The sequence below is a fragment of the Alkalicoccus chagannorensis DSM 18086 genome (assembly GCF_000429725.1).
GTDB lineage: Bacteria > Bacillota > Bacilli > Bacillales > Salisediminibacteriaceae > Alkalicoccus > Alkalicoccus chagannorensis.
This window is the reverse complement of record NZ_AUCK01000027.1, coordinates 1-12,999: the sequence shown is the minus strand read 5'-3', so window position 1 is coordinate 12,999 and position 12,999 is coordinate 1. Positions and strand designations below refer to the sequence as shown.

The window sequence follows — 12,999 nt, the reverse complement described above, 5'->3', positions numbered from 1 at the left end:
TGCAGGCGGAAACTGCCGGGCCGTCAGCTCATTCGTGTTTATTCGATAAACTCGAATTCATACTCCAGAATCCGTACAGTATCCCCGTCGACTGCGCCCAGTTCCCGCAGCCTGTCGTCGATACCCATCTTCCGCATTCTTCGGGAGAACCGCTGGACGGAATCATGCCGGTCGAAGTTCGTCATCTTGAACTGTGTTTCAATCTCATGCCCGGAAATCGTGAAGCTGCCGTCCGACTCCCGTTCAACCACAAATGGATCATCTTTCTTTGTATATTTGTATACGACACGCTGGTCTGTATCTTCTTCGTAAAGCGGGAATTCCGGCGTTGACTCAATCGTATCCGCTGCTGCACGAAGGAGGGCCTGCAGACCGTCTTTCGTCACGGCCGAGACCGGAAAGATGGTTACATCGCTGCCGACTTGTTCACGGAACAATTCGAGGTGGGCTTCCGCATCCGGCAGATCCATTTTGTTCGCTACGACGAGCTGCGGACGTTCCTGCAGGCGCATGTTGTACTCTTCCAGCTCCTTGTTGATCGTCATGTAGTCTTCATATGGGTCGCGGCCTTCCATGCCGCTCATGTCGATGACATGGATAATGACTCTCGTTCGTTCAATGTGACGCAGGAATTGATGACCGAGACCGACACCGCTGTGGGCACCTTCGATTAATCCAGGAAGGTCCGCCATGACGAAACTGCGGCGGTCTTCCGTCTCTACGACACCGAGATTCGGGGCAATCGTCGTAAAGTGGTAATCCCCGATCTTCGGCTTTGCTGCCGAGACAACGGAGAGCAGGGTGGATTTTCCGACGCTTGGAAATCCTACCAGACCGGCATCAGCCAGCACTTTCAGTTCCAGTGTCAGTTCTTTTTCCTGACCGGGCTCCCCGTTCTCTGCAATTTCCGGTGTTGGATTGGACGGTGTGGCAAATCGCGCGTTTCCGCGGCCTCCTCGTCCACCACGGGCTGCGACAGCCTGCTGCCCGTGCTCGGTCAGGTCCGCGATGACTTCGCCTGTTGTTTTATCCAGCAGCGTAGTACCCGGCGGAACCATGACAATCATCCCTTTATGACTTTTCCCGTGCATTTTTTTCGGCATCCCGTGCTCCCCGTGAGGAGCCTTAAAGTGACGCTGATAGCGGAAATCCATTAAGGTGCGCAGTCCTTCATCCACCTGGAACGTGACATCGGCGCCTTTTCCGCCGTCCCCGCCGGCAGGTCCCCCGTTCGGAACATACTTCTCCCGTCGGAAAGCCACCATTCCGTTACCGCCGTCTCCGGCTTTAATAAATATATTAACCTTATCTACAAACATAGGAATCCCTCGATTCTTTTCATCTTATTTCCACTTTGCGCGCGTCTCCGGGGAATCCAGGTTCACCCGGATACAGACATAACTACTCGTCTGCTCCACAACATCGGGAAGCAGGGAAGCAGTCTGTGTCAGTCCTTCTTCTGCCGAAGCTTCGATCAGCATGACCCGCTGCCGGCTGTTGTCGAGCAGGATATCCAGGGCAGAGTCTCCTGCGCGTCCGGTAAAGCCCTCCAGGACCGTCGTAATCCGGTGAATGCACTGAAGCGCCAGTCCCTCCACATCAGACCAGTCCGCTTCTCCCGCCACTTCCACGTGCACCGGAAAAACGGGCGAGCGCCAGTTATAGGTGAGCAGTTCCCGGGCGAGTCTGGGCGCCTGCATCCGGCTGAGTCTGCTTTCATGCATCGCCCGCTGGGTCATATCTGTTATGACGTGCTCGATGCGGTCTGTCTCTCCCATTGACGTATAGGCTTTAATCAGCTGTATATCATTCATCACATCGTGTCTGTAATTACTGAGCATGCGGATAAACTGCTCATCGTCCATTCTATCTCTCCTGACCGTAAATATTACGGTATTTAGTATAGCACAGATCGTATTGAACAATACCTTCTATCATAACACAAGAAAGGGCGACAGAAAATTTTTTCTTCCATGCGTTTGTTTTTGCCCAATATCGTCTATCATGAAAGGGAGAGATACTTGAAGGAGGACTATCAATGACCAACGAACGAATCTATGGAAATACACCACCCTTTCTCCAGCAGACCAATCTGGTGAAGAACCCCAATCTGGAAAACGAAATGGATGTCATCGTCTACGGGGTCCCCTGGGAAGGGGCCGTGACCTGGGGAGACTACACGGGATGTGAGCTCGGTCCTAAAGTCATCCGGCTGAATTCGGCCCGGTACAGCGGCTACCTTCCTGAACTCGATCACATCGATGTTTTCAGCCACCTTCGTATCGGTGACAAAGGCGACGTGGCAGTCACACCGGCCGAACCAGAAGAAACGATGGAGAAAATCGAGGACTTTGCCGGTACCATCTGGGGAGGATCGAGCTGGCCGCTTGCGTTCGGCGGAGATCACGGGATTACGTATCCGATTGTTAAATCACTGACGGAGACGACTGGAAAGAAAATCGGCATCATTCACCTCGATGCCCACTATGACAACAACCTCCATTCCAACGGAGACCCATACGGCCGGGGCGCCCCTTTCGCACGATTGTATGAAACGGAAGGCGTCGTCAATGAAGCGCTTGTTCATATCGGCATTCACGGTCCACGGAATAAACCCGAGAATGGAAAACTCGCCTCCGATGTCGGAGCAGTGACGAAAACAATACACGATATCAGGCGTCATCAAGGGCCGAGAGAAGCCGCAGCGGAAGCATACGAAATCGCCTCAACAGGGACTGACGCTGTGTACTTGAGTATCTGCAGCGATGTGCTGGATCACGCATACAATCCCGGAGGTCCTGTCGACGGCAATGGGCTGACTTCTTTTGAACTGCTGGAGATGGTTCATGAAGTGACCTCCCGAGGTGTCTGCGGCATGGATTACGTCGAAGTCTATCCTCAACAGGATGCGACCGATTTCAGCTCCCATTTCGCAAGCTTCGTTGCCCTCTATGCCCTTGCAGGAGAAGCACTGCGCAGAAAAAGTTCATAAAATCGTCAAAATTACGTTTATCGTTCATAAAAAGGGGAAAGTAATTTACTACTCCCCCCACTTTCTCAATTCCTGACATAAGGAATGCCGTCCGTGCAAGCACGGACGGCTTTTTTTGGATTATAGGAAAGATGTTACTGCAGGATGAAGGCAGCTTCGCGATTAGCAGTGCACCCCGAAAGTTAGATGCTTTCTTTGATTTTCAGGGGGTCATCACCAAAAAAACGGCACGGCAGGCACAGCGCCATGTTTCTGTGAGTATTGATTGACGCTTACGACGGAAGCGGCCCGGGCCAGGTTACTGCTTCTTCTCCAGTACGTCGGTTGGACCTGCCTGCTGTGCGTGCGCTATACGGGAAGCCGCTTTTTCCGCCTGCGTAACACAATCGGGCATCCCGATTCCTCGAAAACTGGCACCTAAAATCTCCACACCCGGATACGTTTCCTCCATGGCGGCCTGAAGTTCATCCAGACGCTGCTTATGACCGATCTGGTACTGCGGCATGGCATTGCGGTAGCGTGTAATAAATACGTGCTCCGGCTTCGCCTTCACGCCCATGATCGAGAACAGATCTTTGAGTACGATTTCTTTGATTTTCTCATCGGATTCATCCACGACGGCCTCTTCGCCCGGCCGTCCAACATAAGCGCGGAGAAGAGCTCCGCCCTCGGGGGCTGTATGCGGCCACTTCAAGTGTGTCCACGTACAGGCTGTAATCGTGTACCCTTCTTTTTTTGGTACAAGAAAGCCGCTGCCCTCCATCTCCGGCAGGTCGGACTTGCGGAACGTCATCGCTGCGGTGGCCACCGACGTCGAGGGAACCTGCTGCATCTCGTGGAAGGACGGAAGGTCCTCGAACAGCGGCGCTGCATCATGATGACGGAGCGTCATCAGTACGTGATCTGCCGTAGTGGAAGATCCGTCAGCAAAATGCAGGCGGTACCTGCCATCCTCTTTCTCCAGCGAAATCAGCTTCGCATGCAGATGCACCCGTTCACTCGGCAGCTGCTCTGCCAGCTTCTCCGTTAACGTTTCCAATCCCCTTCGGAAGGTCAAAAACATCCCGGCCGGTTTCTGTTCCGGGCCGAGCAGAATCGGATCCTGTTCCGGCGCCTTCTCCCCCATCGTCTTCTTCATGCCGAGGATGAGACTGCGGTGATGATCTTCTACTTCCCGGAATTGAGGGAAGGTCGCTTCGAGACTGAGATGATCAATGTTACCGGCATAAACGCCGGATAGAAGCGGTTCTATCATATGATCAACCACTTCATTGCCGAGCCGGCGGCGGAAGAAACTACCTACCGATTCTTCTTCTTCCTGTCTGGATCCGGGTAGAACCATGTCCATAGCCGCCCGCAGTTTCCCGGCGGGGGTGAATAGGCCGGTGGAGAGAAACGGCCGCCACTTGGTGGGAATGCCCATGACTGCTCCCGCCGGGATCCGGTGCAGCTTCTTGCGGTGCAGTATATAAGCGCCCGCTTTCGTCGTCTCCAGCTCGTCGGCAATTCCGAGCGCTGCGGCCAGGTTGTACAGGCTCCGCTTCCGGGCCAGAAACGAGTCCGGTCCGCGCTCAATCACGTAGCCACCCTTCCGTTCGGTGTAAATGCTGCCTCCAAGCCTTCCGGAGGCCTCATACAGTTCAATGTCTATCCCTTTTTGATTTAAAAAATAAGCCGCGCTGAGGCCGGTAATACCGCCCCCAACAACGACTGTCTTTTTGTTTTCCATTGGGTTACACTTCCTGTTTTTTCAGGGAACGCTGTACTACGTCGGCGAGCGAATCGATGAATTCGGGCTCCGTATTCGGCATCGGTGGACGATAGTAGCCTGCACCGACTTCATCCGTGACCACTTTACATTCGTAGTCGTTGTCGAAGAGTACTTCCAAGTGATCTGCAACAAACCCTACCGGGCAGTACATGTACGCCTGGTATCCATGTTTTTCATGGAGATCCCGGGTGAGGTCCTGTACGTCGGGACCAATCCAAGGGTCTGGCGTATTGCCTTCACTCTGCCAGCCGATTTCGTAATTTTCGACACCCGCTTTTTCAGCGATGAGCCGTGCGGTTTCTTTCAGCTGATCCGGGTAGGGATCCCCGCCCGCCAGAATTTTTTCAGGCAGGCTGTGAGCAGAAAAGATCACACAGTGACTGGCCTTCTCTTCTTCCGACATCTTTTCCCGCGTGCTGCGGATACCTTCTGCCCAGAAATCGATGAACTTCGGATCGTCGTACCAGGACTCCACGCTCGTAATCGCGGGACCGTTAATAAGTTCAGATTCTTCCTGCGCACGTCCGTTATAGGATTTTACACTGAATGTCGAGTAGTGGGGAGCGAGTACGATACTCACTGCTTCTTCGATGCCGTCATTTTTCATCGAAAGAATCGCGTCTTCGATGAACGGATCAATATGCTTCAACCCTTCATACACGTGAAATTCCACATCGTCGTACCGCTTGTTCAGTTCGGCACAGAGCTCCTGAGCCTGATTGGTCGTAATGCGTGCCAGTGGAGAGATGCCGCCGATGTCCTGATAGCGTCCGACGAGGTCATCGAGCTGTTCCTGCGATGGTTTTCTCCCCCGGCGGATGTGCGTGTAGAAAGGCTCAATCTCTTCTTCCGATCTCGGTGTACCGTAGGCCATGACGAGAAGCCCCATTTTTTTCTTTGCCATCTCTTATCATCCTCTCTGTGATTGCTGCTGGATTTTTTCAGCTGAATACTCATGTACAAACGCAGTCAGCTGTTTGAGTTTGGCTGGCTCGAGCTCCGGAAAAACCCCGTGCCCCAGGTTGAAAATGAAACCAGGATGCTGGATTCCCTGATCGATAATCGATTTTGCCTTCTTCTCAATCACCGGCCAGGGAGCAAGCAGCACACTCGGATCCAGGTTGCCCTGGAGGGATTTTTTAATACCGTCTGCGCGGGCATCGGCGATTGGATAGCGCCAGTCCAGACCGACGACATCCAGCGGCAGATCCGCCCAGTCCTGAGCGAGGTGCCTGGCGCCGACACCGTGCATGATCAACGGAACACCTTCCGGCTGCAGGGCTGCGAAAATCTTGTTCATGTACGGCTTGATGCTCTCCTGGTAATCTTCGCGGCTGACCGCACCGATCCAGGAATCAAAAATCTGGATAGCCTGGGAGCCAGCGTGAATCTGCGCTTTTGTATAGGTTATCACCAGATCTGCCAGCTTCTCCATCAAGGCGCTCCAGACTTCCGGCTGTCCATACATGACCGCTTTGGTCTTATTGTAATTCTTTGAAGGGCCGCCTTCAATCATATAGCTCGCAAGTGTGAACGGAGCGCCGCTGAAACTGATCAGCGGAACGTGAAGCTGCTTTCTCAGAATACGGATCGTTTCCAGTACGAAGTCGACATCCTTTTCCGGATGAAGCGTTCCGAGGCGCTGTACGTCCGCCATCGTCTCAATCGGATTTGCAATGACCGGACCTACACCAGGTTTAATCGACACATCCACGCCGATCGCCGGCAGAGGCGTCATGATATCTTTGTACAAAATCGCTGCATCATTGTTGTACTGGTCCACCGGCAGTTTCGTCACCCACGCACACGTTTCAGGCATTCTCGTGATTTCTTCGAGGCCGTACTTTTTTTTCAGTTCCCGGTACTCCGGCTGCGACCTGCCCGCCTGTCTCATGTACCATACCGGCGTATGGCTTACAGGCTCCTGCTTCGCCGCGCGTAAAAACATATCATTCCATTGCTGCATTCTGGACCCACCTCTGTCATTTTTCGGGTGCTGCTGCTTCGCTCGACAACACCTGTTCCGCTGTACATTTTAACTTTTTTCATGATGGAAAGAAAGCATAACCCCCGTGACAGAATGATGAACGCCCCGGCCCGGGCCTGTTTCAGTATCGATGCAGCTTGCTTCATGAGCGGTCGGCTGTATGGACACAGTGGAAGACCTCGGGGATCCAGCCTGTGAATTCTCTATCATGTATATGTTTTCCCCTCACTTCCTGGTGGCAGCCTGCCATGGGGCTAAACAGTCAAAAACTTAAGTATTCTTGTCTTTGTTTTTTAAATTAGATATTTTCATGCCAACGCCAATTGAACCACTTACAACTGCTATTAAACTAATCCCTTTAATAAAAGAATTAGTAGTAAGGATGATTTGTGAACTTGAAGCTATAATGATAATACTAAACAAAACAAAACCTATCATGGCTTGTTTCTTTACTCTCTTGTCTTTCATAAGTTCCTCATTCCTTTCATCATTTCTAGTTAACACCATAAGAAGAGCGCTAATTTTATATTAGAACCACCAGTTAGATGAAAATGGTTAAACCACACTAAAAGCATCATACTAGCTATTACCTACACTGTTGTACTCAATATCCACAAACGGTGGATTTAGTTTTTATTGAACTTTCATCTCTTAACCTAGTTTCTTTTCATGTTTTTGAGAATGAGGACAACTCTTTATATAAGGTGAAACAAGAACTAGGGTTTACACTCAAGGCAGTGAACGTCCCCCCCCGGTTCACTGCCTTGAGTGCGTTTCATGATTGTTATGAATAAAAGCGCGGAGCGCCTTTTGATCGGAACGGCGTGTACTGCAGGTTCTTTAAGGGAAGCATGGGTTCTTCCTGCTTCCCGAGCAGCTGAGAGCCGCCGTTAACCTTAATGAAATCTACTACATGCTTATCCTTTTACAAACAAAACGCTTTCGACGATCCAAAGCGGATCATCGAAAGCGTTTTTTACGTACTGGAGAACGATTTATCCCAGCCTCTCCGACCTTTTTTGCAGCAGGTCTCTGCAACCAGGTGCAGCTTCTCCGTGCTACAGAGGGCCCGCTAGTCAGGAGAACGGCGGAGGCTCCTCGATGGCCGCCCCCGTCCCCTCTGTAGGAGCCGATTATCCTCCGGAAAACAGAGACCAGTTCGGCTCCACTACATTGGAAGGGTCCCCTTCCCGGTCGATCTGCGGATTGTACGGCACAACCTGAAACGCAGGCGACGAGAAGTGATTCATGCGGTCGACCGTATACGTCGATTCTCCAACAATTTCATCGACCAGCTCTTCTCGTCCCCCGTCTGTACGATAAATGCGGTAGTGCAGACGTTCGTCCTCCGCAGGTGACCAGTCGAGTTCAACACTTGCTCCAAACAGACCCATGGACATATCTGCTTCAAGGTCTCTGATATTTACAAAGCGGATTGGTTCTTCCAGGTCATCGACGCCGTCCGGCTGCGTGAAGGCCGATACGGACGCCGCTTCAGGCAGCAACGCTTTAAAGGCGGATGTCGGCGCCGCACTGGACACCCCTTCGATTCCGCCGCTGCCGCCCATCCAGACAGCGCCGCTGTGTTCCGGCGTCCATCCAGCAAACCATACGTCCCGCGCTTCGTTCGTCGTTCCGGTTTTTCCCGCGAGCGCACCTTCATACGCTCCCGCCTGTCCGGTTCCGTCTTCGACAGCTGCTTCAAGCATGCGTGTCATATACCAGGCTGTCTGGGGGTCCATCACGTCTATCTCCTCGGTCTCAGCTTTACCGATGCGTTCCCCGTGACGGTCCTGGATTTCCGTTACAAAGTACGGATCTGAATACCGTCCATTGTTAGCGAATGTCCGGTACGCGGCTGCTGTCTCCAGCGGGGTCAGCCCTTCATCCAGTCCGCCGAGTGCAATGCCGAGCCCTTCTTCTTCAAGGTCGATATTCTGCGCGGTCAGCATCTCTTTAGAAGCATCAATCGAAATCTCGTTCAGCAGCCATACCGCGGGGGCATTGACCGAATCTTTCACTGCATCATACATAGAGACTTCTCCGTCGTAGATGCTGTTGATATTTTCCGGCTCATAGCCGTCATAGTTCTGCCGTTCATCTTCCAGGAGGGAATACGGGTGATACTGCCCCCCATCCAGAGCTGGAGCGTACACCGCCAGCGGCTTCATGACAGAACCGGGCTGACGGGGGGAAAGCGCATGGTGGAACCCTTTCCGGACATATTCTCTCCCTCCATACACTGCTTCTACGCCTCCTGTTTCATTGTTGAGCAGTACCGCCCCGCTTTCCATGTCTGCAGCAGGATACTGTTCCTCTTCGTTTAAGACAGCATACATCGACTCCTGCTGAGCGGGGTTCATCGGCACGGTGATTTCATACCCGCCTTCAAGCACCTCTGCCTCCGTGATGCCGTAGCGCTGTTCAATTTCATCGAGCACCGGGTCGACGTATGCATCGTACGCCTCGTTTGACGTCACGCTGTGCCGCTCCTGAGGGAGGGTTCTGCCCTGCAGCCGGACGGCTTCCTCTGCGTTCAGGTAATCCTGCTGTTCCATCAGGCCGAGAACAAGGTTTCTCCGCTCCATGCTTCTATCTTCATCAATGAACGGCGAGTAAAGGTTTGGCCCTTTTGGCAGCGCTGCGAGCAGAGCCCCTTCTTCTATACTGATTTCTTCCACCGGCTTCCCGAAGTACAGCCGGGAGGCAGCTTCTACGCCGTGTGCCCCGTGCCCGAAATAAATATGGTTCAAATACATTTCCAAAATTTCTTCTTTCTCGTATCTGTGCTCCAGGTTGATTGCAATCAGGGCTTCTTCCGTTTTCCGGAGAAGCGATTTTTCAGGCGATAAGAAGACATTCTTGGCAAGCTGCTGGGTAATCGTACTTCCTCCCTCTGCAGCACCGCGAGCGGCAATGTCACGGTACAATGCCCGGCCGACAGCGCGGAAATCAATACCGGTATGTTCATAAAAACGCTGGTCTTCGACGGCGATGAACGCTTCCTGCACGTGCGCAGGAATGTCATCGATATCAACAGACTCTCTATTCTCTGTGAAGAGTCTCGTCAGCGGATCTCCTTCTTCAGATACCATGACAGATGACTCTTTCGTTACCAGTTCTTTATCATCGATGGCATAACTTCCGAAAATGATCACACCTAGATAGGTGGTCACCCCGGCGATCGCCGTCAGCAGTACAAAAATAATCGTATATGTTATTCGTTTCATCCACATGGTCTTCCCTCCCCCTGCTTCCGGGCATTCTATCATGAGTATGGACGCGAAACCACCTTCTTTTGTTACGTTTCAAAACGAAAAAAGTTCCCTTCCCCCAGCACGGAACCAGCCCCGGATCCACCCTTACATTCTGTTTGTGACACTTACGTGACAGTGGTTCCACAAACAAGTGCGATAAGATATAGTAGCATCAAGAGTATTGACTTCTTCACATAGTCGGAATAGGAGTTTAAAAAGATGTATATTCTCAGCATTTTTGCTGTCGATGAACTTACGTTTATCACCATATGGATAGCCATGTTCGCCGGACTCGTATCCTTTATTTCGCCATGCGTATTTCCGCTCCTCCCTGCCTACCTGGCACAGCTCACCGGGGGCGAAGTACAGCAGAACCAGCTTTCAGCCGACCGCAGGCTCATTTTCTCCCGGTCGATTGGCTTCATCATCGGCTTCACTTCCATTTTTGTTGCACTCGGTGCCTCCTCTTCGCTTGTAGGCGGGCTTTTTCTGGAGCATTCTTCTTTAATTGAACGGCTCGGCGGTATCATTATCGTGCTTTTCGGTCTACAGCTCATCGGGGTGTTTCAACTGAATCTGCTTATGAGCGAAAAGCGGATCGGGCGACCAAAACCTGTCAACAGCTTTGGCCGGTCGATTGCGTTCGGCCTTATTTTTGCAGCCGGGTGGACACCGTGCATCGGCCTCGTCCTCGGCTCGATCCTTGCCCTGGCAGGACAGGACGGCAGTGCATTCGGCGGGATGATCCTGCTGTTCTTCTATTCAGCGGGGCTCGCCATTCCATTCCTGCTCGTCAGCATGATTTTTGCCAAGTCGCTCGACCGGATGCGCAGCCTCAACAAATACCTCCCGCTGATCCAGAAATTCGGCGGCGGCGTCATGATTGCGATCGGCATCATGCTCTTTACCGGATGGTTTTCTCGTCTGGCCGGCTACCTGGCTCAGTATTACATTATTTAACCTGTGCAGCGGAGACAGAGGAAATCTCCCTCGATGTCTAACAAAAGCGGTGAAGGTCAGACGCAGAGACGTGCTTCTGCCGACGCAGTGCCCGCAGCAGGTGAAAAAAGGCCCCGTGCAGGGGTCTTTTTTGTTTTCCGGTTCGCTGCATCTGCATCAACCGAAGCACTGGCAGCCGAGGCGCTTCCTGCTCCCCCGGGCTGCTGGTTGAAAAACGGGTTGTCCTGAAGAAGCTTCCCTTTTCACAGCGGCCGCAGCATCGTATCATAGTAAGGGAATACGAAGATACTGGCTTTCAGCCTCAGGAGGTACGCCTATGTATAATGAACTGCAGACTCTGCTACAGAACCACTACGAGGAGATGGTGGAAATCCGACGCTATCTTCACCAGCACCCGGAGCTCTCTTTTGAAGAGGAGCATACGCCGGCCTACATTGCCGACTACCACCGGCAGCTTGGTCACGACGTGAAAGAAAATGTCGGCGGACGCGGAGTAACGGCCGAACTGCGCGGCGGTTCACCAGGACCTGTTATTGCGCTCCGAGCCGATTTTGACGCCCTGCCGATCCACGAGGAGACCGGCCTGCCCTTTGCTTCCACTGTCGACGGCAGAATGCATGCCTGTGGACATGACGGACACACAGCCGAACTGCTCGTTCTCGCAAAAGTATTGAACCAAATGCAGGATAAGCTCGCCGGAACTGTGCGTTTTATCCATCAGCATGCCGAAGAACTTGCCCCGGGCGGCGCCCAGGAAATGGTTGCCGACGGATGCCTTGAAGGGGTGGATGCTGTCTATGGCACCCATTTATGGGCAACAACACCGCTTGGCCGGATGGAATACACCACAGGTCCGCTCATGGCCGCTGCAGACAAATTCAAAATCCAGGTTCAGGGAAAGGGTGGTCACGGAGCTCAGCCGCACCATACGAAAGACGCGATTCTGATCGGCTCGCAGATTATCCAGTCTCTGCAGCACATCGTCAGCCGATCGGTGGATCCAATGGCCTCAGCCGTTGTCAGCGTCGGTCATTTCGAATCGGTCAATGCCTATAACGTCATTGCCGATCAGGCGAAAATCGTCGGCACGGCACGCAGTTTCGACGAAGATGTCCGCGCTCTGATAGAACAGCGTATACAGGAGCTCGCGCCCGCAATTGCAGCCGGATATGGAGCAGGAGCGGAAGTGACGTACGAACGCGGCTACCCTGCGGTCATCAATCATCAGGAAGAGGCCCTGCTCGCAGCGCGTGTTGCGCAGGAAGCAGAGGGAATTGAGGAAGCTGTCCATGCTTCTCCTCAAATGGGCGGCGAAGATTTCGCCTATTATCTGCAGCATGTCCGTGGCGCCTTCTTCTTTACAGGTGCAAAGCACCCGGAATGGACCGAGGCATACCCGCATCATCATCCGAAGTTCGATATTGATGAGCGAAGCATGCTTCATGCAGCCTCTATTCTAGGAGGCGTGCTTCTGGAAGAATTTGGGCAGCGCCTGGATGAGAACTAAACGTTCACTCACAGCAGTGCGTGCCGCAGGAGCATAGGGAGCTTCCTGTCTAGAGGGGGCTCCCCTGCCCTTATTACTGAAGGGAACTGGAGGCTTCTGGTCTTTCTTCCATTGAACATTTCCTGTAGCTGCTGCTTCTCAGCAGGGAAGACGGCGCTGGAATAAAAAAAGAACGGAAAGAGGAGGCTGGGACAAAAAGTTCTAGCTAAGTAAAAACGCTTCCGATTATCCAAAATGGATAATCGGAAGCGTTTTGTTTGTACATTCGAATAACGCAGGCGACTCATGGCAGTGAACTTCCTCAAGTTCACTGCCATGAGTGCAAATCCCATTTCTTGTTTCACCTTGTCTTTGCCTCTCACCGACATTCTGGTGAAACGCAAATTCGCCTTCAGAAACCCAAAAACTGGTTCTACGTCGGTTTTACGCCGCCCGTAAATTGCTCCAGTTTCTTCTTCCGAAAGCAGTTGACGAATATTCTCTTTTTGCTTCTCCCATTTTTCATTGAGATAAACCTTGCGGTTT

The 12,999-nt window shown here is 52.4% G+C and carries 11 protein-coding genes; 3 read left to right on the top strand and 8 right to left on the bottom strand.

Annotation, left to right across the window (positions count from 1 at the left end; genetic code table 11):
* Positions 1–38: 38 nt before the first annotated feature.
* On the bottom strand, positions 39–1,319 hold the full coding sequence (gene obgE, locus G477_RS0112265; protein WP_026698199.1) for a GTPase ObgE: 1,281 nt from the start codon (positions 1,317–1,319) through the stop codon (positions 39–41).
* Between the two features lie 24 nt (positions 1,320–1,343).
* Complete coding sequence (locus G477_RS20580) at positions 1,344–1,865, bottom strand: Spo0B domain-containing protein (protein WP_051287994.1); 522 nt, start codon at positions 1,863–1,865, stop codon at positions 1,344–1,346.
* Between the two features lie 173 nt (positions 1,866–2,038).
* Here G477_RS20580 and G477_RS0112255 point away from each other — a divergent pair, with 173 nt between their 5' ends.
* Entirely contained in the window at positions 2,039–2,992 is a 954-nt protein-coding gene (locus G477_RS0112255; RefSeq protein WP_026698198.1) for an agmatinase family protein, read from the top strand.
* A 298-nt stretch (positions 2,993–3,290) separates the two neighbouring features.
* Here G477_RS0112255 and hemY read toward each other — a convergent pair whose 3' ends face one another.
* The 5 genes from hemY to G477_RS0112225 form a co-directional block, all read right to left on the bottom strand.
* The gene (gene hemY / locus G477_RS19545; RefSeq protein ID WP_051287992.1) at positions 3,291–4,721 is read right to left on the bottom strand and encodes a protoporphyrinogen oxidase; all 1,431 of its coding nucleotides are present in this window, start codon (positions 4,719–4,721) and stop codon (positions 3,291–3,293) included.
* A 4-nt stretch (positions 4,722–4,725) separates the two neighbouring features.
* Entirely contained in the window at positions 4,726–5,667 is a 942-nt protein-coding gene (hemH, locus tag G477_RS0112240; protein ID WP_026698197.1) for a ferrochelatase, read from the bottom strand.
* 6 nt (positions 5,668–5,673) lie between these two features.
* Entirely contained in the window at positions 5,674–6,729 is a 1,056-nt protein-coding gene (gene hemE / locus G477_RS0112235; RefSeq protein ID WP_026698196.1) for a uroporphyrinogen decarboxylase, read from the bottom strand.
* 291 nt (positions 6,730–7,020) lie between these two features.
* Entirely contained in the window at positions 7,021–7,218 is a 198-nt protein-coding gene (locus G477_RS0112230) for a hypothetical protein (RefSeq protein ID WP_026698195.1), read from the bottom strand.
* Positions 7,219–7,883: 665 nt separating this feature from the next.
* Positions 7,884–9,980: a transglycosylase domain-containing protein gene (locus G477_RS0112225; RefSeq protein WP_245575506.1), complete on the bottom strand. Its 2,097-nt coding sequence runs from the start codon at positions 9,978–9,980 to the stop codon at positions 7,884–7,886.
* 246 nt (positions 9,981–10,226) lie between these two features.
* Between G477_RS0112225 and G477_RS0112220 the strand changes: the two genes are divergently transcribed.
* Both G477_RS0112220 and G477_RS0112210 read left to right on the top strand, forming a co-directional pair.
* Positions 10,227–10,967 carry a cytochrome c biogenesis CcdA family protein gene (locus tag G477_RS0112220; protein WP_035211985.1) on the top strand — a complete coding sequence of 247 codons (741 nt, stop codon included), beginning with the start codon at positions 10,227–10,229 and terminating at the stop codon, positions 10,965–10,967.
* Positions 10,968–11,283: 316 nt separating this feature from the next.
* On the top strand, positions 11,284–12,474 hold the full coding sequence (locus G477_RS0112210; RefSeq protein WP_026698191.1) for an amidohydrolase: 1,191 nt from the start codon (positions 11,284–11,286) through the stop codon (positions 12,472–12,474).
* Between the two features lie 8 nt (positions 12,475–12,482).
* Here the strand turns inward: G477_RS0112210 and G477_RS21555 are convergent.
* Positions 12,483–12,999: transposase (locus G477_RS21555; protein ID WP_245575504.1), on the bottom strand; the 517-nt coding region annotated here is incomplete at its 5' end.